The 21,823-nt window shown below is 48.4% G+C and carries 23 protein-coding genes; 20 read left to right on the forward strand and 3 right to left on the reverse strand.

The annotated features are described in order from the left end of the window. Nucleotides 1–254 precede the first annotated feature (254 nt). Nucleotides 255–965, reverse strand: coding sequence for an SRPBCC family protein (locus AM231_RS27450; RefSeq protein ID WP_054405464.1), 711 nt, complete (start codon nt 963–965; stop codon nt 255–257). Next, nucleotides 966–1,307, reverse strand: a complete 342-nt coding sequence (locus AM231_RS27455; protein ID WP_242615324.1) for a metalloregulator ArsR/SmtB family transcription factor — start codon at nt 1,305–1,307, stop codon at nt 966–968. Between the two features lie 138 nt (nt 1,308–1,445). Here AM231_RS27455 and AM231_RS27460 point away from each other — a divergent pair, with 138 nt between their 5' ends. The 17 genes from AM231_RS27460 (at nt 1,446) to pssA (ending at nt 18,626) form a co-directional block, all read left to right on the forward strand. Continuing rightward, nucleotides 1,446–2,480, forward strand: a complete 1,035-nt coding sequence (locus tag AM231_RS27460; protein ID WP_054405466.1) for an ABC transporter ATP-binding protein — start codon at nt 1,446–1,448, stop codon at nt 2,478–2,480. Further along, nucleotides 2,473–3,231, forward strand: a complete 759-nt coding sequence (locus AM231_RS27465; protein WP_054405467.1) for an ABC transporter permease — start codon at nt 2,473–2,475, stop codon at nt 3,229–3,231. The genes AM231_RS27460 and AM231_RS27465 overlap by 8 nt, the downstream gene beginning before the upstream one ends. A gap of 45 nt (nt 3,232–3,276) precedes the next feature. Further along, nucleotides 3,277–3,642 carry a GntR family transcriptional regulator gene (locus tag AM231_RS27470; RefSeq protein WP_054405468.1) on the forward strand — a complete coding sequence of 122 codons (366 nt, stop codon included), beginning with the start codon at nt 3,277–3,279 and terminating at the stop codon, nt 3,640–3,642. A 24-nt stretch (nt 3,643–3,666) separates the two neighbouring features. Next, nucleotides 3,667–4,368 carry an ABC transporter ATP-binding protein gene (locus AM231_RS27475; RefSeq protein ID WP_207383701.1) on the forward strand — a complete coding sequence of 234 codons (702 nt, stop codon included), beginning with the start codon at nt 3,667–3,669 and terminating at the stop codon, nt 4,366–4,368. Then, entirely contained in the window at nt 4,365–5,111 is a 747-nt protein-coding gene (locus tag AM231_RS27480) for a hypothetical protein (RefSeq protein ID WP_054405470.1), read from the forward strand. Before AM231_RS27475 ends, AM231_RS27480 begins: the two co-directional genes overlap by 4 nt. A gap of 351 nt (nt 5,112–5,462) precedes the next feature. Continuing rightward, nucleotides 5,463–6,566: an amidohydrolase/deacetylase family metallohydrolase gene (locus AM231_RS27485; protein ID WP_054405542.1), complete on the forward strand. Its 1,104-nt coding sequence runs from the start codon at nt 5,463–5,465 to the stop codon at nt 6,564–6,566. Continuing rightward, on the forward strand, nt 6,544–7,647 hold the full coding sequence (locus AM231_RS27490) for a DgaE family pyridoxal phosphate-dependent ammonia lyase (RefSeq protein WP_054405471.1): 1,104 nt from the start codon (nt 6,544–6,546) through the stop codon (nt 7,645–7,647). The genes AM231_RS27485 and AM231_RS27490 overlap by 23 nt, the downstream gene beginning before the upstream one ends. Nucleotide 7,648: 1 nt before the next feature. Further along, nucleotides 7,649–8,404: a 2-dehydro-3-deoxy-phosphogluconate aldolase gene (dagF, locus tag AM231_RS27495; RefSeq protein WP_054405472.1), complete on the forward strand. Its 756-nt coding sequence runs from the start codon at nt 7,649–7,651 to the stop codon at nt 8,402–8,404. After that, nucleotides 8,397–9,413, forward strand: coding sequence for a sugar kinase (locus tag AM231_RS27500; protein ID WP_054405473.1), 1,017 nt, complete (start codon nt 8,397–8,399; stop codon nt 9,411–9,413). Before dagF ends, AM231_RS27500 begins: the two co-directional genes overlap by 8 nt. Nucleotides 9,414–9,420: 7 nt before the next feature. Next, complete coding sequence (locus tag AM231_RS27505; protein ID WP_054405474.1) at nt 9,421–10,137, forward strand: GntR family transcriptional regulator; 717 nt, start codon at nt 9,421–9,423, stop codon at nt 10,135–10,137. A 352-nt stretch (nt 10,138–10,489) separates the two neighbouring features. Then, nucleotides 10,490–10,951, forward strand: coding sequence for a CtsR family transcriptional regulator (locus AM231_RS27510; RefSeq protein ID WP_054405475.1), 462 nt, complete (start codon nt 10,490–10,492; stop codon nt 10,949–10,951). A gap of 25 nt (nt 10,952–10,976) precedes the next feature. Beyond that, nucleotides 10,977–11,501 carry a protein-arginine kinase activator protein McsA gene (gene mcsA, locus AM231_RS27515; RefSeq protein ID WP_053491269.1) on the forward strand — a complete coding sequence of 175 codons (525 nt, stop codon included), beginning with the start codon at nt 10,977–10,979 and terminating at the stop codon, nt 11,499–11,501. Between the two features lie 37 nt (nt 11,502–11,538). Next, nucleotides 11,539–12,609, forward strand: coding sequence for a protein-arginine kinase McsB (gene mcsB / locus AM231_RS27520; protein WP_054405476.1), 1,071 nt, complete (start codon nt 11,539–11,541; stop codon nt 12,607–12,609). A 109-nt stretch (nt 12,610–12,718) separates the two neighbouring features. After that, entirely contained in the window at nt 12,719–15,175 is a 2,457-nt protein-coding gene (gene clpC / locus AM231_RS27525) for an ATP-dependent protease ATP-binding subunit ClpC (RefSeq protein ID WP_054405477.1), read from the forward strand. Nucleotides 15,176–15,382: 207 nt separating this feature from the next. Beyond that, complete coding sequence (gene radA / locus AM231_RS27530; RefSeq protein WP_054405478.1) at nt 15,383–16,750, forward strand: DNA repair protein RadA; 1,368 nt, start codon at nt 15,383–15,385, stop codon at nt 16,748–16,750. Nucleotides 16,751–16,763: 13 nt separating this feature from the next. Then, nucleotides 16,764–17,840: a DNA integrity scanning diadenylate cyclase DisA gene (gene disA / locus AM231_RS27535; RefSeq protein WP_053494089.1), complete on the forward strand. Its 1,077-nt coding sequence runs from the start codon at nt 16,764–16,766 to the stop codon at nt 17,838–17,840. A 48-nt stretch (nt 17,841–17,888) separates the two neighbouring features. Then, nucleotides 17,889–18,626 carry a CDP-diacylglycerol--serine O-phosphatidyltransferase gene (pssA, locus tag AM231_RS27540; protein ID WP_053494090.1) on the forward strand — a complete coding sequence of 246 codons (738 nt, stop codon included), beginning with the start codon at nt 17,889–17,891 and terminating at the stop codon, nt 18,624–18,626. Between the two features lie 112 nt (nt 18,627–18,738). Here the strand turns inward: pssA and AM231_RS27545 are convergent, their stop codons facing one another. Continuing rightward, nucleotides 18,739–19,134, reverse strand: a complete 396-nt coding sequence (locus tag AM231_RS27545; RefSeq protein WP_054405479.1) for a nucleoside triphosphate pyrophosphohydrolase family protein — start codon at nt 19,132–19,134, stop codon at nt 18,739–18,741. 318 nt (nt 19,135–19,452) lie between these two features. Here AM231_RS27545 and AM231_RS27550 point away from each other — a divergent pair, with 318 nt between their 5' ends. From AM231_RS27550 to ispF, 3 genes are all read left to right on the forward strand, one after another. After that, nucleotides 19,453–20,541, forward strand: coding sequence for a PIN/TRAM domain-containing protein (locus AM231_RS27550; protein WP_053491274.1), 1,089 nt, complete (start codon nt 19,453–19,455; stop codon nt 20,539–20,541). A 77-nt stretch (nt 20,542–20,618) separates the two neighbouring features. Continuing rightward, nucleotides 20,619–21,317 carry a 2-C-methyl-D-erythritol 4-phosphate cytidylyltransferase gene (ispD, locus tag AM231_RS27555; protein WP_423212949.1) on the forward strand — a complete coding sequence of 233 codons (699 nt, stop codon included), beginning with the start codon at nt 20,619–20,621 and terminating at the stop codon, nt 21,315–21,317. Further along, the gene (gene ispF, locus AM231_RS27560) at nt 21,314–21,802 is read left to right on the forward strand and encodes a 2-C-methyl-D-erythritol 2,4-cyclodiphosphate synthase (protein ID WP_054405480.1); all 489 of its coding nucleotides are present in this window, start codon (nt 21,314–21,316) and stop codon (nt 21,800–21,802) included. Before ispD ends, ispF begins: the two co-directional genes overlap by 4 nt. The last annotated feature ends 21 nt before the right edge of the window (nt 21,803–21,823 follow it).

Below are 21,823 nucleotides of genomic sequence, written 5' to 3' on the forward strand. Positions count from 1 at the left end.
CGCCGATGGTACTTGGACCGCAGGGTCCCGGGAGAGTAGGACGTCGCCAAGCGAACAACCATAAAGACCGTTATCGAGTCATCGATAACGGTCTTTTCCTATTTTTAGCCCTCATATCATCTGAAGAAACTCTTGGAGCATTCATAAAGAAGACGACCCGACAGGATCGTCCATAGAATTTTAGAGCTAATGATAATAAGCGCTTCATCAGAAGTCCCTGGATTATTTCCAATGTCCCTGATATTTGCTCATTGCTAAGCTTCAATTTCTTTCTTCAGTCCATAAGGGAGTGCGAGAAGCACAACACGGTGTAAGGTCCCGTGTCGAACGAATTCGATCGCAATCTCCTCGCCGGGTGTCATAGAAGTGACTTTATCTTCAAACTCATCATAGTCGTGAATGCCCTTACCATCCACACGGATGATAATGTCACCTATTTCGATGACACCGTCAGCGGTTGTATTAGGAAACACTTCTATGACTTTAACGCCCTCTATGCGGCTGTCACGGTATGTATAATGATTTACGCCGATCCAGCTGGACCAGAAAGTGGGGCGGAGATCAGATTGTCCTTCCAGTACGCTTTTCATATTGCGCATAAATCGGTATGTACCAAAAGCCATATTGTCCATCATCATGTATTCCCGTTCATTAGACCATAAACCAGTGTATTCAATGTTGACTAGGCTTCCCTCCGCATGCGGTGTTATTGTCCAAATTGTCAGTTCTTCATCCTCTCCCTTGAGAGTAAGTTTATGAGGAGGGACAAGTTCAACGATGGTACCTTTATAAGACACGCCCCAGCCATAATCCAGAGCTATTTGGCCTCCGAGCTTTAAGTCGATTTCACAATGCTGGGTTTCCCAACGATTGCGTTCTTGCGGATCGGTTAACGCCGACCATACTCTCTCCGGTGTAGTGCGAATAATGATCTCTCGTTTTACATGCTTGAAAATAGATGTCAATTAGTTATCCCCCTCTAAATATTGTTTGAGTCTGCTCAATTTGTTCTCCAGAATCGCACCCAATTCATCTTGAAGATCCTCATATCCGCGCTGAAAAATCGGTGTATTCAGCCGGTAATAGCAGTATTTCCCTTCCTTACGAACAAGCAATAACTCTTCATCCATCAAGATTGTAAGATGTTTTTTAATGGCTGGCTGCGAGATATGGAAAGCTTTCACGATCTCAAGCTGGGCCAGCTCCTGATGAGCAACCATATTCAATATCTTCCTACGGATGGGATCTGATATTGCACGGTATAAATCACTCAATTCGATTCCCCCATCTCTGTTATACATAACCATTTGGTTATGTATAACCAGTATATTTTCCCAACCCTTGGATGTCAATGTATAGAATTTAATAAAATAGGCTTTACAGAACCAAAACACTAGTGTACTATTTAACTATAACACTGGTACGAAGAGGAGTGGAACAAATACATGAGCGGAAACGATTCAAACGAATTAACAACGAACATAGAGAATACCTCAGGCGAATTGATTGATGAAATAAGCGGGTCGGTCTCCACCAAAAGGAAAGATCCCAAGAAAGGGCCAGTCGTTCTTAGTGTCGAACAGGTCACCAAAACAATTGGTAAGAAAAATATTGTAGACAGCTTATCCTTCGACATTCATAGCGGTGAAATTGTAGGCTTGCTTGGACCAAACGGTGCAGGCAAAACGACAACTATTCGGATGATCGTAGGATTGATCGAGATGTCCCATGGTGATGTGCGGGTGAAGGGACACAGCATTAAGTCCGATTTTGTTCAAGCGATCCGCCATATTGGCGGCATTATCGAGAATCCTGAATTTTATCCTTATATGAGCGGGTATGACAACCTGAGACAGTACCAGCGAATGACTGATGGAGTAACCATTACCAGAATTATGGAGGTGGTGAAGCTGGTCGGGCTGCAAGATGCCATTCACAAGAAGGTTCGTGCTTATTCTCTGGGAATGCGTCAACGGCTAGGAATAGCACAGGCATTGCTGCATAATCCATCGATTCTTATTCTTGACGAGCCGACGAATGGACTTGATCCAGCCGGCATCCGCGAGATGCGAGATTACTTGAAACAGATTGCTATAAATGAGGGAATTGCCATTCTTGTATCCAGTCACTTACTATCGGAGATGGAACTGATGTGCAGTCGTGTGGTTGTCATTCAAGAAGGTAAGCTGGTCACCGAACGTTCTATCGGGGCGAAAACCGTTAATGAAGAGCTCCCCACGGTACGCGTCCGCGTGAATGATGTGGCAATGGCTGAACAAACCATTAGACATCTGCAGAATATCACCATGCAAAGCAAAGCGGAGGAGGGAACTATTATCCTTCAACTTCGTGAAGAGGATATACCTGCGCTGATCCAGTCTCTGTGCGATGCTAGAGTGCGGATTTACCGGGTGGAAGAGATAAAGTCATCACTCGAAGAAGAATTCTTAAAATGGACAGGAGGCAACCGCATTGCGTAGCTTTGGAAATCTCGTCTGGAACGAGTGGCTCAAAATGGCCAAAAAACGCAGCTTTATCCTGCCTTATGTACTTCTAGCGGGAATGGTGATCATCACGGCTTTCATGCTCTACAAGTTTGCTGGCGGCGGGAATACCGGTTATGAATTTGCCCACATGGCCGTTTCTACCAAGGGAATGGGACAAATGCTCACCTTGCTGGCTATTGTCGTTACGGCAGGAACCGTGGCGAAGGAGCACAGCATGGGAACAATTAAACTGCTGCTCATACGAGCACAGAGCCGCTCAACCATTTTGGCATCAAAATATGTGGCCGTGTTGTTGTACTTGATAACGCTTGTGGCTTTCATGTGTGCAGTAGCTGTGCTGACCGGTCAAATTACGTTCGGCATGGATGGCGGCACCGTTACTCTTGGCGATGTGCTCAGTGCTGCAGTGAACAACCTGGTGTATACCATCGTATATGTAACGCTAACCTTTATGGTAGGCATTCTCACGAGATCAACAGGTCCTGCCATCGGCATTGGGATGTTTATAGTGATTATGGAGAGCATGGTGGTTCAGCTGCTTGCACGCTACTCCTGGTCCAAATACCTGCTGTTTCTGAATGTGGATCTATCGATATATAGCGGGGGTTCGAGTTCTCCGATTCCCGGCATGAGCTTGACCTTCTCAATGATTGTGCTCGCTGTATACCTCCTCTTGTTTCTACTGATAGGCTTTGTTACGTTTAAAAAAAGGGATGTCGCATAAGAAACCAGAGTACGAGGTAGAGCGGCGGAAAGGAGCAACCCGACAGTGAGTATAGAATTTGATAATAATCTGCCAATCTATTTACAGATCATGACGTATCTAAAAAAAGAAATCATCATCGGCAATCTTAAGCCAGGAGATAAAATACCGTCAGTTCGAGAATTAGCAAGTGAGCTTCAAATAAATCCAAATACGGTGCAGCGTACTTTTCAAGAATTGGAGCGTGAGGGTATCGTGGAAACGCGGCGGGGATTGGGCCGATATGTAACAGGCGAGGAGTCTACAATAATGGCGATTAAAAAAGAAATGGCCGGCGATCTGCTGGAACGATTCATTCGCGGTATGCAGGAGCTTGGCTTTACGGAACAAGATATCATAACGGTCGTGGAAGATGCTGTGAAGCAGCCATAAATTTAGAACAGAGGTGATACCATGATGGAGAACCTGTTAAAAGTACGGAATGTGAGCAAGACTTATGCAGGGGGACGGAGAGCATTACATGATGTGAATCTAGAGATAAGCGGTGGAAAAATTATTGGCCTGCTAGGCACCAACGGCAGCGGAAAGAGCACCCTCATGAAGATGGCAGCTGGGCTGATCCATCCTACAGCAGGCAGTGTGGAGGTGTGCGGCAAACCGGTCGGTCTGGAGACCAAAGTCATGCTATCCTTCATGCCGGACCGTCCCGTGACCGAATCATGGATGAAGGTATCGGATGCCTTGGCATACTTTAAGGATTTTTATGAGGATTTTAATGTAGAGAAAGCCCGCAAGATGCTGGAATTCATGAACTTAAAAACCAATGATCGCATCAGTTCCTTGTCCAAGGGCATGAATGAACGTTTGCAGTTAACATTGGCTTTGTCCCGTGAAGCTCAGCTGTATATGCTGGATGAACCCATCGGCGGGGTAGATCCCATAGCTCGCGGAAAAATATTGGATGCAATCGTGGAATTCTACGACGAGGACAGCAGCATTATCATTTCAACCCATCTTGTCCGGGATATTGAACGGATATTTGATGAAGTCATATTTATTCGCGATGGTGAGGTTGTCATGTATGACGAAGTGGAGAACATCCGCTTAAAACACGGAAAAAGCGTGGATGAGATGTTTAAAGAGGTGTATGCGGAATGATGAGAGTGTTGAAATACGACTGGAAAAGAAACTCTACGATGCTGCTTGGCGCCTTCGCCATCCTCCTGATGGTACAGATAGGAATCACGGTGTTAGGCACTGTGAGGAACTGGGACCTGGCAGTCATGATCGTCTTAAGTATGTTGGCTTACACTTCGATGAGTGTTCTGCTTCTTGTGGTGACTGGCAAGACCTTTGGCTACAATATTAAAGCATATCATCGGCGTCTGCTCCCGGTACGCTCCGTGTGGAGCGTGGTTTCCTCACTGATACTCGCATGTGCAAACCTGCTGGTCCTGGGCGTACTGATGGCTCTGCATATTTGGTACTATGGGAGCGCTGCAGGCTTTCCGTGGGAGGTCATCCATTTTTCCGATTCGTCATTGATGTATTATGTCAGTCTCTTGGTGTTCATAGTATGGAAATTCATCTACGTGATGATAACGTTGTTTTTTTCCATCGCTGTGGCCAGCAGCTTAACAAGGAAGGGTGGCGTCTGGATTGGTATTCTTATTTTCTTCCTATTGCAAAATGTTCTGGGCTGGCTTAGTGAATTTCTCTTCGGAGATGATACAGCATTCAGCGGACCGGTAGCTTCCTTTTCAGTTATCGATTACACGGGCTTTACTTTCTCCCAAGGGCATCATGCCTGGGTATGGGGCGCATTTGCTTTTGAAGTAGTAGCAGCGGTCTTAATCTTGTATGCTACTGTCTATTTGATTGATCGGAAGGTAGAAGTTTAATCTTAGAGACTTGCTTCATGTGTCCGGTTAATATGAATGAATGGAACATATCATAGAATGTGAACAAAAGAGGCAGCCTTCTGACGGCGGTCTCTTTTTTCGTCCCCGAATGGAAGGAGATCGTACTGGTAAAATAGAACCATAACCATACTACATCGATTTTATTGGATACGATAAGCCGGAATAGTCTTCATATGATATAAAATAATTTAAACATTATAACGTTATATTCACGTGAACGAAGTTCTGTGCTATGCTATAACCGTTACGAATATTCCCCATGTAAATCAGCGGAATGAAGAAGAGTTCAGGAAAGACCAGCAAGGCCAAAGGGGTGAGGATATGAAGATATTGGAGCAGCGTTTTGTGCTGCATAATGTACAGACCGTACACGATGATAAACCTTTTGACATTGTCATGGAGAATGGGTTCATCACGGAGATAACTGAAGCAAATACGGCTTCGGGAACCAACCGCTTTGATGGTACAGGATTATATGTTTCCAGCGGCTGGATCGATATGCATGTTCATGCGGTTGCCAAGCTCAATCCTTACGGGGATGCCATCGACGAGATCGGCGTTAAGCAAGGAGTTGCTACGATTATCGATGCCGGGAGCTGTGGAGCGGATACGATCGGGGACCTTGCGAACGAGGTTGCCAAATCCAAGACGAATGTGTTTGCTTTTTTAAATATTTCCCATATCGGACTTCAGCGGATCGACGAGCTTTCCCGTCTGGAGTGGATCGATGCCGAGAAGGCACAGAAAGCGATATGCACATATCCGGATTTAATCGTTGGTCTCAAGGCAAGAATCAGCAAAAGCGTAGTCAAGGACAACGGGGTAGAGCCGCTTCGACTAGCCAGAGAGCTGTCCAAGTTAACGTCGCTCCCGCTTATGGTGCATATTGGATCAGGCCCTCCTCCGATTGAGGAAGTGCTGGAGCTGCTTCAAAAGGATGACATCATCACACATTATTTGAACGGAAAAGCCAACAATCTGTTTGAATCGACCGGAGAGCCTATCCCTGCATTGTTGGAAGCGATAGACCGCGGCGTACATCTGGACGTGGGTCACGGAACAGCAAGCTTCTCGTTCCTGGTTGCGGAATATGCGAAGAAACATGGGATTAAATTTGATACGATCAGCACCGATATATATCGCGGCAATCGCATCGATGGTCCAGTATACAGCTTGGCCAATGTTTTGACGAAATTTTTGTATTTAGGCTATAGTCTGCAGGAGGTCGTCTCTGCCGTGACGGACCAAGCAGCGGCGTGGCTGCACAGGCCCGAGCTTGGCCGAATTCAGGTCGGCGATGCTGCTCACCTGACGTTGTTCGCGGTCCAGCAGGGAGCTATGAACTTAACGGATTCCGAAGGGGAAGTCCGAGTTGCTGACCGATATATTGAAGCCAGAGGAGTGGTAGTCAATGGATCATTCGTTACATGCTAAATATGGACTAAAACGTGTCGTTAACGCGAGCGGGCGAATGAGTATTCTCGGAGTATCGGCCCCAACGAACAGCGTGATGGAAGCGATGCGGATCGGCGGTCAGAGCTACGTCGAGATCGCGGACCTGGTAGACAAGGCCGGCGATTACATAGCTCGTATTCTCGGCTCAGAAGCAGCGGTTGTTGTTAATTCCGCTTCCAGTGGAATTGCGCTTTCCGTGGCAGGCATTGTCACTGAAGGTCAGCGCCGGCGCAGCGACAGACTGCATCAAGAGCCGATCGCAAAAAATGAAATCATTATGTTCAAAGGACATAATGTGCAATACGGCGCTCCGGTTGAGACGATGGTTTACCTCGGAGGCGGCAAGGTTGTTGAAGTTGGATACGCTAACGAAGGCCGTAAAGAGCATATTGCCGAGGCGATTAATGAGCGGACAGCTGCTATTTTATATGTTAAATCCCATCACTGTGTACAGAAAAATATGATCTCGGTAGAGGAAGCGGCGGAAGTGGCTCAGGCGCATGGGGTGCCGCTGATCGTGGATGCTGCTGCGGAAGAGGATATTCAGAAGTATGTAAAGTATGGGGATCTGGCTATATACAGCGGCTCCAAAGCCATCGAAGGTCCGACCTCGGGCATCGTAGGCGGCAAGCGTCAATATGTCGAATGGGTGAAGGCGCAGCTTCATGGTATCGGTCGCAGCATGAAGGTAGGTAAGGAAACGACATTCGGACTTCTCCAGGCATTGGACGAATATATGGTCAAGGAAGACAAGAGTGAACAGGAAAAGGCTGCCCTTGAGCAAATGAAAACTCTGTCGAATTTACGGGGCATTGAGGTAACTATTGTGCAGGATGAAGCAGGAAGAGCGATCTTCCGGGGTCGGGTAAAAGTGGATGAGGAAGCGGCAAGAGTTAGTGCCAAGAACATGAACGACCAGCTTCGCGAAGGTGATATCGCCGTTTATACAAGGGACTACGGAGTTCGCCAAGGGTATTTTGATATTGATCCACGCTCGTTATCCGGCGATGATTTGCAAGTCATTATTACAAGAATACAACAGATTGCAGGGGGAAACTAAGATGGCAAATATGGAGAAACGTCTTTACAAAAACCGCACGGCCTTGAACGTTCTTGCAGGCAGCATTCAGAATGCTAAGGACATATTTGAAGCGTCTGAAGGGCATGTTCTGGTCGGTGTGTTATCCAAGAATTATCCGAGCGCGCAAGAAGCTGTGATCGCGATGAAAGAATACGGCGCCGCTATTGAAGATGCGGTATCCATTGGGCTTGGAGCGGGCGATAATCGCCAGGCTGCCGTGGTAGCAGAGATCGTGAAGAGCTATCCGGGGACACATATTAATCAGGTGTTTCCTGCAGTTGGGGCTACACGTGCCAATCTGGGCGGCGAGGATAGCTGGATTAACAGTCTCGTGTCTCCTTCCGGTCAAGTGGGATATGTGAACATCAGCACCGGGCCAGTGAGCGCAGCCGGATCTGACAAAGCCATCGTACCCGTGAAGTCAGCGATCGCTCTTGTCCGCGATATGGGCGGCAATGCGCTCAAGTACTTCCCGATGCAGGGCCTGAAGCTGGAGGATGAGTACCGCGCGGTAGCGAAGGCATGTGCAGAGGAAGGATTTGCGCTTGAGCCTACAGGCGGAATTGATAAAGACAATTTTGAAGCTATCGTTCGCATCGCGCTCGAAGCCGGAGTACAGCAGATCATCCCTCACGTGTACTCATCCATTATCGACTCCGCAAGCGGAGATACGATCATCAGCGATGTTCAAGAGCTGCACCATAAGCTAAAAGCGCTGGTTGATCAATATGCCTAAGAGAATAGCTGCCTATGGTGAAGTGATGATGCGTCTGCAAGTACCGGGATATGCATCCTTGGCTCAAGAGAGTCATCTGAATTATTCCTTCTCCGGGACGGGTGTGAATATCGCTTCGGCCATAGCAAGGCTTGGTCATTACGGATATTTAGTGAGCACACTGCCGGACAATCCACTTGGCGAAGCAGCGCTCTCTTACCTGCGTAAGCTTGGGATCGGCACATCGCTAATCAGTCGTGGCGGCAAGTATGTGGGCATGTATTTTCTGGAGAACGGATTCGGTGTCCGGCCTGGACGCGTGACCTATACAGATCGTTTGGGCAGCAGCTTTAATACGGCCGAGGACGCTATGTATGATTTCCGAGCGATAGCTGAACAGATTGATATCATTCACTTCTGCGGCATCACGCTCTCCATGAATGATACGGTACGGGGGCAGATGAAGGCATTGGCCCGTGAAGTCAAAGCGAATGGCGGCACGGTTGTGTTCGATTGCAATTACCGCCCTTCCTTATGGGGAGCAGATCGTTATTCATTTGCCAAGCCGCACTATGAAGAAATGCTGAGCCTGGCGGATATCGTATTTATGAATGAGAAAGACGCCATGTATATCCTTGGTATGGAGACGACCCGGGAGGATCGAAAGGAACAGCTGCAGGAGTTGATCCCGCAGGTGACGGCGAAGTATAATATTAAGGTTGCATCGGGTACTCACCGCAAGATCAACGGTGATAATACCCATTCCCTGCAAGGTTACCTTTACACGGATGGAACGTTCTATTTTTCCCAGACTCTAACCTTTTCCGTCCATGACCGCATTGGAGCGGGGGATGCCTATGCCAGTGGGATTATTCACGGGATAGCGGAGGGATTCGATCCGGGACGGACGGTTGACTTTGCTGCTGCTGCGGCAATGCTGGCCCATACCGTAACGGGGGATACGCCGACCGCGAACGAACGTGAAGTCCTGCAGGCGATGAGTCATCATATGTCTGACGTGGAAAGGTAGGAGTGGCATGTCGATCACGCGGAAGAACGGTCCGCTATATTTGCAAATTAAGAAGATCATTAAAGATCGGATTCTGCATGGGGAGTATCCCCTAGGTTCTCTTATTCCTTCGGAGCCGCAGCTGGAACAAGAATTCAATGTCAGTAAAATGACGGTCCGTAATGCTATCCAGGAACTGTATCAGGAAGGGTATGTAGAGAAGCGCAGCGGAGTGGGGACGATGGTGACCCGGAATACATCCTTCTCCAAGCTTTCCAAGGGAAAGCTGTTTACGGAGATTCTGGTTGAAGAGGGACATCAGATTCGGAAGCGGCACCTGAAGACAGAATGGGTACATAATGAGCCTGACAGCGATTTGTTCCAGAAGTTTGGTGAACGCTGTTTACTCATTGAACGATTGTATTTGCTTGATGGGAATCCGTTTATTTACTATACCCACTACGTATCGTCTCAGGTAGACATGGGTGAGGCGTTCGGTTCGACCGAACTGCCGTCATTGTATGACCGCATCGAGGAGAGCCAAATCACGCTGGAGAATTTCAGGGATCGCTTTCTCGCTGCCGTTGCGAATGAAGCGACAGCTAAATTACTGGACGTGAGCGTAGGTGCTCCGCTATTGAAACGGTTAAGGTCTTCTTATGACGGGGCGGGCAATATTATCGAGTACAGTATTGGTTATTATAATACGGAGTTGCAGCATTATTTGATCAGCTATGATGCGTAATTTATATATAATTGAATGCGTTATGAAGAAGCAGCTTGAAGGCCGGGTGTGATCGGCTTTCAGGCTGTTTTTCTATGTTAGGTTACCCAAGGTTTGAACATGTTCTTCAAATAGAGGCTATAAGAGCTTGGGAAAGTGGGTACAATAAGAAGGAAAAAGTTTGTTGATATTCGCGGAAAGCCCTCTTGGCAAAATGAAAAAATGTGCTATAATAAGATTAAAGTCAAAGAAAGTCAAAGTCAGCTGGCGGGTTCGCTGATTTTGGTTATGGTTAAATGAACGTAAGGCTCTGTGCGGACGTGTAAGGTCACTATCCGTCTTAACGTTTCAAACAGTGGAGGATGAACAGACCATGCGTAATATCTCGGATATTATCGAACAATACTTGAAGAGTATATTGCAGGAAAGTCCGGAAGGTACCGTTGAAATTCAACGAAACGATCTGGCGGAGCAATTTTCTTGCGTTCCATCTCAGATTAACTATGTGATCAGTACACGATTCACGCTGGAGAAGGGCTTCCTTGTCGAAAGTAAGCGAGGGGGAGGCGGATACATACGCATTCAGCGTATTGAGCTTCCCCAGCATGCTGCGTTACATCAGCATATTCATCATACCATCGGTACCATGATCGATCAGACGGTAGCTGAAGGATTGATCTATCAGCTGGAAGAAGCCCGGATTCTAACGAGACGCGAGGCCAGTCTGATGCGGGCTGCCATTTCCAGGGAGTGCCTGAATGTGAAGCTTCCGTTTCGGGATGAGCTGCGCGCAAGATTGATGAAGGCAATGCTTATTTCTTTATTGGGTAAGTGAGTCTGTGTAAGGAGGCATTGGAGTTATGTTATGCCAAGAATGTGGTAAACGGCCGGCGACACTTCATTTCACCAAAATTGTGAACGGGGAGAAAACCGAGTTCCATTTCTGTGAAACTTGTGCCCGTGAAAAAGGGGAATTGATCCCCGGCACGTCGAATGGTTTTTCTATACACAGTTTGCTGTCGGGTCTGCTCGATTTGGATCCTGCTGGCAAAGGGCAGAGCCCTGGTGCAAAAACAGCCCAGTCACTGCGATGCGAAGAATGCGGGATGACGTATTCCCAGTTTAGCAAGCTTGGGCGTTTTGGCTGCAGCTCGTGTTATAAATATTTTTCGGATCGATTGGATCCGTTGTTTAAGCGAGTCCATGGAGGTACCTCCCATGTCGGGAAGGTGCCGAAGCGATCAGGCGGTCGGATACAGATCAAGCGTCAGATCGATGAGCTTAAGAAAGAACTCCAAATGCGGATCGTGCAGGAGGAGTTTGAAACAGCTGCCGAGATCCGCGATCAAATCCGTGAGCTGGAGAAGAGCATAGCTCAGGAATAACCATTATGATTTTGCACTTTAATAGGAGGAATGCGTGATGTCTAATCTCCGGTTTACCGATTCGGCGCTGAGCGAGTGGATGCGTGGAAACGGTCAGGATTCCGACATTGTCATCAGCACCCGTGTCAGGGTGGCGCGCAATCTGCAGCATCTTCCTTTCCCGCTGCTTGCAACGGACCAGCAGTCGGGAGAAGTGCTGGAGCGTTTGACCCGTGTGCTTGAGGATAAAGATCAAGAGGATTTGCAGGATTTTGGGGATTTGCATGTAATTAAATTAAGTGAGATTGATGAGCTGGATAAGAAGGTTCTCGTTGAGAAGCATCTGATTAGTCCCAATCTGGCAAACGAATCCCGAAACGGTGCAGTTATCCTTACAGAAGATGAATCCGTCAGCATTATGATCAATGAAGAGGATCACTTGCGCATACAGTGTTTATATCCTGGATTTCAGGTTCGTGAGGCATGGGCTCGTGCGACAGCGCTCGATGATGTATTTGAATCCGAAATCGATTATGCGTTTGATGACAAACGGGGATATCTTACGAGTTGTCCGACCAATGTCGGTACGGGGCTTCGGGCGTCGGTTATGATGCATCTGCCCGCGCTTGTGATGACACAGCAGATTAACCGAATCCTCTCAGCTGTATCCCAAGTCGGCTTAACGGTTAGAGGCATTTACGGTGAAGGCAGTGAAGCACTGGGTAATCTGTTCCAAATCTCGAATCAGATTACACTCGGTCAAACCGAAGCAGAGATCATTGAGAATCTTCATAGCGTCGCCTTGCAAATCATTGAGCATGAGAAGAATGCCAGAGCAAGGCTTCTGGGTGAATCCAAGCTTCGTATTACCGATCGGATCATGCGATCGTACGGGATACTCTCCTATGCGGCAGTTATGGATTCCAAGGAAGCGGCCCAGCGATTGTCCGATGTTCGGCTGGGTGTGGATTTGGGCCTGCTGGAAGGTCCGGATATATCGGTCATGAATGAGCTGAACGTAAAAACACAGCCGGGATTTCTGCAGAAGACCTATGGTATCGGCATGGATCCTTCCGAACGCGACATGTACAGGGCAAAGCTTATCAGAGAAACATTGGGTAATCATTAAGGAACGATCTCGTTTTACATTGGATAACGGTTTGTAACGTCTTCTTAGCGGCGATACACCGAAATTCACGAGATTTAATATATTAATCGAAACGTGGAGGTGCAATACGATGATGTTTGGCAGATTTACAGAACGTGCACAAAAGGTGCTTGCATTGGCTCAAGAAGAAGCAGTACGTCTGGGACACAACAATATCGGCACAGAACATATCCTGCTTGGACTTATTCGTGAAGGAGACGGCATTGCAGCCAAAGCGCTGATCGGTCTTGGACTGGGTCTTGAGAAGATTCAAGATGAAGTGGAAACATTAATTGGACGCGGGCAGGAGCAGCCAACCAATATCGCTTATACGCCTAGAGCCAAAAAAGTAATTGAGCTCTCCATGGACGAAGCTCGCAAGCTTGGCCATACCTATGTCGGCACTGAGCATATTTTGCTGGGGCTGATTCGCGAGGGTGAAGGGGTTGCGGCACGCGTGCTGAACAACCTGGGCATCAGCCTGAACAAAGCCCGTCAGCAGGTGCTGCAGCTGCTTGGAAGCAGTGAGGCGGTATCAAGTCATCATGGCACGCCGCAGAATGTAAGCACGCCTACTCTTGATAGCCTGGCCCGTGACCTGACGGCAAGCGCCAAGGAAGGCAACCTGGATCCGGTTATTGGCCGGGGCAAGGAGATTGAGCGCGTAATTCAGGTGCTGAGCCGCCGCACGAAGAACAACCCGGTATTGATTGGTGAACCCGGTGTTGGTAAGACAGCTGTTGCGGAAGGGTTAGCTCAGCGCATCATTAACAATGAAATTCCGGAGACTCTGCGCGATAAACGAGTCATGACGCTGGATATGGGCTCCGTAGTTGCAGGAACCAAATACCGCGGCGAGTTTGAGGATCGTCTCAAAAAGATCATGGATGAGATCCGCCAAGCGGGCAATATCATTCTATTCATTGACGAGCTGCATACGCTGATCGGCGCAGGTGGTGCTGAAGGAGCGATTGACGCTTCAAACATCCTTAAGCCTTCATTGGCACGTGGGGAGCTTCAGTGCATCGGGGCAACCACATTGGATGAATATCGCAAATATATCGAAAAAGATGCTGCTCTGGAGCGCCGTTTCCAACCGATTACGGTGGACCAACCGTCGCCGGAGGAAGCTATTCAGATTCTGTATGGACTGCGTGACCGTTATGAAGCGCATCACCGCGTGAAAATTACGGATGAAGCGATCGAGCAGGCTGTGAAATTGTCCGACCGCTACATTACGGACCGCTTCCTGCCGGATAAAGCGATTGACCTGATTGATGAGGCGGGTTCGAAAGTTCGTCTTCATACGTATACTATACCGCCAAACCTGAAAGATCAGGAAGCTCATCTGGAAGACATCCGCAAAGAGAAAGACGCAGCGGTTCAAAGTCAGGAATTCGAGAAGGCTGCCGCTCTGCGTGATACGGAGCAGAAACTCCGTGAAGAGCTGGAAGTCACCAAGAATCAGTGGAAAGAAAAACAAGGCCGTACCGATTCCGAGGTAACGCCAGAGGATATCGCCGACGTGGTAGCCAACTGGACGGGGATTCCGGTAAACAAATTGAAGGAAGAAGAGACTGAGCGTCTTCTCAATTTGGAAGAAATTCTGCACAGCCGTGTGATTGGTCAAGAAGAAGCAGTTAAAGCGGTCAGCCGGGCCGTTCGCCGGGCACGTGCAGGTCTGAAAGATCCGAAGCGTCCAATGGGCTCCTTCATCTTCCTAGGTCCTACAGGAGTAGGTAAAACCGAGCTGGCACGTGCGCTTGCTGAGGCGATGTTCGGCGATGAGAACGCTGTTGTACGGATCGATATGTCCGAGTACATGGAGAAGCATTCCACATCCCGCCTTGTTGGAGCGCCTCCGGGATATGTCGGCTATGAAGAAGGCGGTCAATTGACCGAGAAGGTACGCCGCAAGCCATATTCCGTCGTTCTCCTCGATGAAATCGAGAAGGCGCATCCTGAGGTATTCAATATCTTGCTTCAAGTGCTGGAAGACGGACGTCTGACCGATTCGAAGGGCCGTGTGGTTGATTTCCGGAACACCCTGATCATCCTCACTTCCAACGTAGGTGCGGAAGCGATCAAGAAGAACTCTACACTTGGTTTTACTGCCGTGACGGATGCAGGACGCGATTACAACAACATGAAGGGTAAAGTAATGGATGAGCTCAAGAAGAGCTTCCGTCCAGAGTTCCTGAACCGAATTGATGAGATCATCGTGTTCCATTCTCTGGAGGAGAAACACATTGCCGAGATCGTGACCCTCATGTCCGACGAGCTGCGCAAGCGTCTGAGAGACTTCGAAGTGCATTTCGATCTCACAGACAAGGCGAAGGCCTTCATTGCGAAGGAAGGCTACGATCCTGCTTTCGGTGCTCGTCCTTTGCGCCGGGCTATCCAGAAGCACATTGAGGATCGTCTCTCCGAGGAGCTCTTGAAGGGTAACGTTACCAAAGGTGACTCGCTCATCATCGATGAGGAGAATGGCGAGCTGGTTGTGAACAAGATCGAAAAGGCTAACGCTGTCTCCACCGAGACGGAATAAGAGCATGTTAACCCCTGCTGGAAATCAATCCAGCGGGGGTTTTTAATTCCTGATCCTTTAAATTTGAAGCAAATACCCCTGCTTTCGCGTAAAGTTCCCAATTATCCTTTACGCCCAATTATAAGAAATGGTAAACTTTGAGTAATGCCTGATTTTGCAGGGTTTTACGAAATCCGACAAAGGATGTGCGACATAAAGGAGACTTACATGGCAAAAACTAAAACGAAATTTTTCTGTACCGAATGTGGTTATGAAGCACCCAAGTGGTTCGGAAAATGCCCCGGCTGCCAATCATGGAATTCCATGGTGGAAGAAACCGAAACGGTAATCAAGACGCAGGGGATGAATTCCCCTCTTTTTCATAGTAAAGAAAAACCCCTTTCCATCATAAATATAGAAAGCGGCAAAGAACCCAGAATCCAGACGGGCATAGCGGAACTGAACCGCGTACTCGGCGGCGGACTTGTCCCGGGCTCGCTTGTGTTAGTAGGCGGCGACCCCGGTATCGGCAAATCCACATTGCTGCTGCAAGCCTCTAATCGCTTGGCCCAAAACGGCATTCGCGTTCTGTACATTTCCGGTGAGGAATCTGTACGCCAGACCAAGCTCCGTGCAGACCGGCTCGGGGCGTTGTCCCCGGAGCTGTTTGTCCTCTGCGAAACCAATCTGGAATCGATCGAGGAGGCCATTGAGAGCGTACAGCCTGGCTTCGTTGTCATTGACTCCATTCAGACGGTGTATTTGCCTGAGGTAACCAGTGCACCGGGCAGCGTTTCCCAAGTGAGGGAGTGTACCGCACGCTTCATGCGGCTGGCAAAAGTAAAGGGTATTGCTACCGTCCTGGTTGGTCACGTGACCAAGGAAGGTGCGATTGCAGGACCGAGGATGCTGGAGCACATGGTGGACTGTGTGCTTTATTTTGAAGGGGAGCGTCATCATACGTACCGCTTGCTTCGGGCGGTGAAGAACCGTTTCGGTTCAACGAATGAGATCGGCATTTTTGAGATGGGTGAGGATGGGCTTCGCGAAGTCGGGAATCCATCGGAACTGTTTTTATCCGAACGGCCATTAGGCGTAGCAGGTTCGACGGTTGTTGCGAGTATGGAGGGAACCCGCCCGGTTCTTGTCGAACTGCAGGCTCTTATCTCGACAACTCATTTTCCGTCCCCGCGGCGGATGGGCACAGGCGTGGATCATCATCGAATGAATCTGATTATTGCTGTGCTGGAGAAACGGATGGGCATGTACCTGCAAACCCAAGACGCTTATCTGAACGTCGCGGGTGGCGTAAAGCTTGATGAACCTGCAGTGGATCTGGCCATAGCGGTAAGTATTGCATCGAGCTTCCGCGACATTCCGACGAAGCCCTACGATGTTATATTTGGCGAGGTTGGCCTGACCGGCGAGGTTCGTGCCGTATCTCGGGCTGAACAACGGGTAAGGGAAGCAGAGAAGCTGGGCTTTAAGCGTGTGCTCATGCCGGAGAAGAGCTTGAAGGGATGGAAGCATCCGAAAGGAATTGAAATTATAGGAGTAAATACTGTTGCAGATGCATTAGCGGTTGCGTTAGATTAGGGGGCATATGAAGGTGAAAGAAACGAGCCAACTGGATAAAATGAATGATTTGCTAAAGCTTGTAGCACCGGGAACGCCGTTTCGCGACGGGCTGGAGAACGTGCTGCGGGCAAAGACCGGCGCCCTGATCGTCGTAGGGTATAGCCCGGAGGTAATGGAAGTGGTTGATGGCGGCTTCTCCATTAACTGCGATTTTTCGCCAAACTATTTATATGAGCTGGCCAAGATGGACGGCGCGATTATTTTGAGTGAAGACTTGAAACGAATTCTATATGCAAATACTCAGCTCATTCCAGATTCCTCGATATCCTCCATCGAGACAGGAATAAGGCACAGAACGGCTGAACGCGTGGCGAAGCAGACGGGTAAACTGGTCGTGTCCATTTCGCAGCGCCGGAATATTATTACACTGTACCAAGGATCGCTTCGATATTCATTGAAGGAGATTGGTGTCATCTTAACTAAAGCCAATCAGGCTATACAGACATTGGAGCGATACCGAGTGGTACTTAATCAGTCGCTCACCAACCTGTCCGCTTCCGAATTTGAAGAGCTGGTTACCATTCCGGAAGTCATCAATGTGATCCAGCGAGTGGAGATGGTGCTCCGCATCAAGAAAGAGATCAAGCGCTACATTAACGAACTTGGCAACGAAGGCCGTTTGATCAGTATGCAAATGGATGAGCTCGTAAGCAATATAGAGGAAGAGGCTTGGCTGCTGTATGCAGACTATGCAAGGGAGTACAGCGAAGAGAAGGTTCGCGAGATTATACAGTCGCTGAAACGTTCAACCGATGAGGAATTGCTGGATATTCATCATATTGTAAGGCTTCTCGGCTATCCGGCTTCCGCTGCTGCTTCAGAGGAAGAAATCTTGCCGCGCGGTTATCGTATTCTGAACAAAATCCCACGCCTGCCGAATGTGATTATCCGTAATCTGGTGGACCAGTTCCAGGATTTGTCCAGCATTATGGCTGCTTCTATCCTCGAGCTTGATGAAGTGGATGGGATTGGCGAAGTACGTGCGCGCACCATAAAAGAAGGTCTTAAACGATTGCAGGAACAAGTATTCATTGACAGACAAATCTAAAAGGCCTACAATCGATGATCGAAGTGCACATTTAACGAGGTGAATATAATAATGACGAAATCAATTCCGAACATGTTTACGCTAGGTAATCTGTTTCTCGGAATGGTGGGCATCATCTTAGCGACGGAAGGTCGAACGAGTATGGCCGCTATTATGATTATCGTTGCCATGCTTCTTGACGGATTGGATGGCCGGGTAGCTCGGGCATTGAATGCTCAAAGCGAACTCGGTAAGGAACTTGATTCATTATCGGACGTGATCTCCTTTGGCGTAGCTCCGGCACTCATAATGTATACCGTAGCGTTCACGGATATCAATACTGCACTGGCTTGGACGGTGACCGCTATATTTCCGATGTGCGGCGCAATGCGGCTTGCCAGATTTAATGTTCGCCCGGGCATACCGGGATATTTTATTGGATTGCCGATCCCCGCAGCGGGAGGCGTGCTTGCAACCTTGGCGTTATTCCATGAAGAGATTACAGCTCCTTATATGATTTTTGCCGTATTACTTTTATCTTATCTCATGGTTAGCGCAGTGAAGTACCCTAACTTTAAGAAGATTGGCATTCCGAAAACTGCAATTAAATTTACCCCGCTCGTCATTATTGGGGCAGTCATGGTTGCCGTGTTCTTTCCGGAGCAGACCTCCAAGCTGATTTTTGTTCCGCTGGTCCTTTATGCAGGCTATGGCTTGAAGCAGAATTTCCGCAGGCTTTCCCGCAAAAAACGGCGGAAAAAGGATGACCACAACTCTGACGAGGCTTATTCCTCCTCAGACCGTTAACGCATACCAAAAATAAAAAGCATTTATTTCCCTGCTTAAGCAGCGAGATAAATGCTTTTTTTTGTATGCATGGAATACCTGGTCGTTAGAACCGTTTTATCATAAAGCGGGTCTATGACAGGTTAAAAAGCCCCAATGTAGAACACTTCTGTGACTCCTTAACAATGACTTCATCCAGTTGAATGTCCAGAAGATTTGCAAGGGCAGACATATAGAATATGCTGCGGCCAAGCTCAGCGCTTACCGCCTCACGGCAATTTTCGCATAGATGGCCTTCGACGTGGGTTCCTGCTACTTCTCGGGCTGACTCGAGATTAGCGTCGATATCGAAGGTTTGCTTCGTGGCGTGGAGCTCGATACATCCGCATTCTGTGATAGCCTTGGTAACGGCCCGGTTGACTGAGGCATTGGCTTGACCATTTTTTGACAGAACATCCAAGAGACTGCGGTGACGGAGCAACAATTCGGAAACTTGATCCTGAAAAGCCTGTAGACTAGGAGCGCTCATTTATACATCCACCTCGATATTATGAATTGAGTTCATTATATTCCACTCCTTCGGACGATTTCAACCAATATCAGGCAACTAAGTGCGGTCGATCGCGTGGATTAAGCTGGCGTCGGCACGCAATAAAGCCTGATGGGGATAGGCAAATTTGAGAGATAAGGCAAGTAAAACTTCTTTATAAAATTCTTTGTTGGCATAGAGTTCCGGTGATAATTTCAAAAAAAGATGACACTGTACGATTACGACTTTATAAATTGGACCATACTGGAAAATAGAAGCAAAACTATATAGGTGCAAAAAGGAGGTGTGCGGAAGCTCATGTTAAAAAAAGCTATCTTAGCATTTACAGTATTATGCGGAGCATGGGGCGGGTATACGTTATATCATACATTGGAACGGTCTTTCTCAGGACTCTCGCCTATGTTTGGTCAGGGGATTTTTGCAGCGGGGGCTGGAGCCTTCGCGGTGCTTGGAGGGTTACTGTTTGGTATGATCGGGGTATTGTCCTCGGATCGGGTCGGGAGATGGCTGCACAGTCTGATCTCTTCGTTCTCAGGAATTCCAATGAATGAGCTGGCTGCAGGAACAGCTGGATTGCTGTGTGGTCTTCTGCTGTCATTATTGTTATCACCTGGCTTAACCTTGCTTGGACAAGCAGGGCAGCTGCTGCAGGTGGGAATAACACTTCTCGGGGGTTATATCGGATTTCATATTGGTCTGGAGAAAAAGGATGAATTGGCGTCTCTCTGGATGTCCGGCAAATGGAGTCAGACCACGGAACCGGAAGGCCGTCGTGTTGAGGAGCACAAGATTTTGGACACAAGCGTCATTATTGACGGGAGAATAGCGGATATTTGCAAAACGGGATTTATCGAAGGTACGATTGTCATTCCGGAGTTTGTTCTGGAGGAACTCCAGCATATTGCGGATTCTTCGGATCTGCTGAAGCGAAATCGTGGCCGACGCGGTCTTGATATTTTGAATAAAATCCAGAAAGAACTGGATGTCAAAGTGCTCATTTATGAAGGTGACTTTGAGGAGATATCCGAAGTTGACAGCAAGCTGGTGAAGCTGGCCAAGGTGCTGCAGGGCAAAGTCGTGACCAATGATTTCAACCTCAACAAGGTTTGCGAACTGCAGGGTGTGTCGGTGTTGAACATTAATGATCTGGCCAATGCGGTCAAACCGGTGGTTCTTCCAGGGGAAGAAATTCTGGTGCAGATCATCAAGGATGGCAAGGAACACGGACAAGGCGTAGCTTATTTGGATGACGGCACGATGATCGTCGTGGAGGGCGGACGCGAGTATATCGGCACGATGATGGAAGTCCTCGTGACCAGCGTATTGCAAACCTCGGCGGGCCGGATGATCTTCGCCAAACCAAAACTGTTGGAAAAAGCCCAGTAAACGGAGTATGATGGGGATATACATATCCGTTTTCCGCCGAGGTGCGGCGTGAAGGGTGAAGACAGGAGTTTGGTATAATGATGGGTAACTTCGGCGCTGTTATTGTAGCAGCGGGCAAGGGGACGAGGATGGGGACCCGGGAGAGCAAGCAATACTTGGCTCTGGAAGGTAAACCCATCATTGTTCATACGCTTGAAGTGTTCAGCCAGATCCCATGGCTGCAGGAGATTGTGCTTGTGACGGGAAGAGAGGATGTCCCGCGCTGCCAAACCTGGATTCAGGATTACAGATTGGACAAGGTGTCCGCTGTCATTCCGGGCGGAAGTGAGCGGCAGCAGTCCGTGTATGAAGGCATTAAGCAAATCTCTTCGGAATGGGTAATGATACATGACGGTGTTAGGCCGTTTGTAACACAAGAAGAAATTGAATCCTGCCGCGATGCAGCTATCCGCGAGGGTGCCTCCGTGCTGGGGGTTCCTGTGAAGGATACGATTAAGCAGGTGAACGGTAAGGGGCAGATTACAGGCACCCCGGACCGTCAAAGTCTGTGGGCCGTTCAGACCCCACAGGCTTTTCGTCTTTCCGACTTGCGATCTGCTCATGAGAGCGCAGCGCTGGATGGGTTCACAGGTACCGATGATGCTATGCTCATGGAGCGTGCAGGGTATCCGGTAACGGTGGTAGAGGGGAAATACAGCAATATTAAGATCACCACGCCGGAGGATTTGGAATATGCGGCTTTTTTACAGAAACGTAAGGGGGAGAACTTGGAATGATTCGAGTAGGACAAGGGTTTGACGTACATCAGCTCGTAGAAGGAAGGCCGTGCATTATCGGCGGTGTTACAATTCCGTATGAAAAAGGATTGGTTGGACACTCCGATGCCGACGTGCTGCTGCACGCTGTAACCGATGCGATTCTGGGGGCGCTCGGGCTTGGCGATATTGGACGTCATTTTCCAGACAATGATCCGGCCTATAAAGACGCAGACAGCTTGAAACTTTTGGAGCAAGTATGGGTCATGGCGAAGGAACGCGGGTATACACTTGGTAATATCGATTCTACGATTATTGCACAGAAACCGAAGATGGCACCTTATATTCCGCAAATGGCAGAAGTGATCGCCAAGGCGCTTGATGCTACAGTGGAACAGGTGAACGTAAAGGCAACGACTACCGAACAGCTCGGGTTCACCGGCAGGGGCGAAGGCATTGCCGCACAGTCGGTTGTCTGCCTCGTAAAAGGTATGCTATCATCTTAAAGCATGTATTCAGGAAGGGAA

The organism is Paenibacillus solani, from assembly GCF_001277345.1.
GTDB classification, from domain to species: Bacteria; Bacillota; Bacilli; order Paenibacillales; family Paenibacillaceae; genus Paenibacillus_AQ; species Paenibacillus_AQ solani.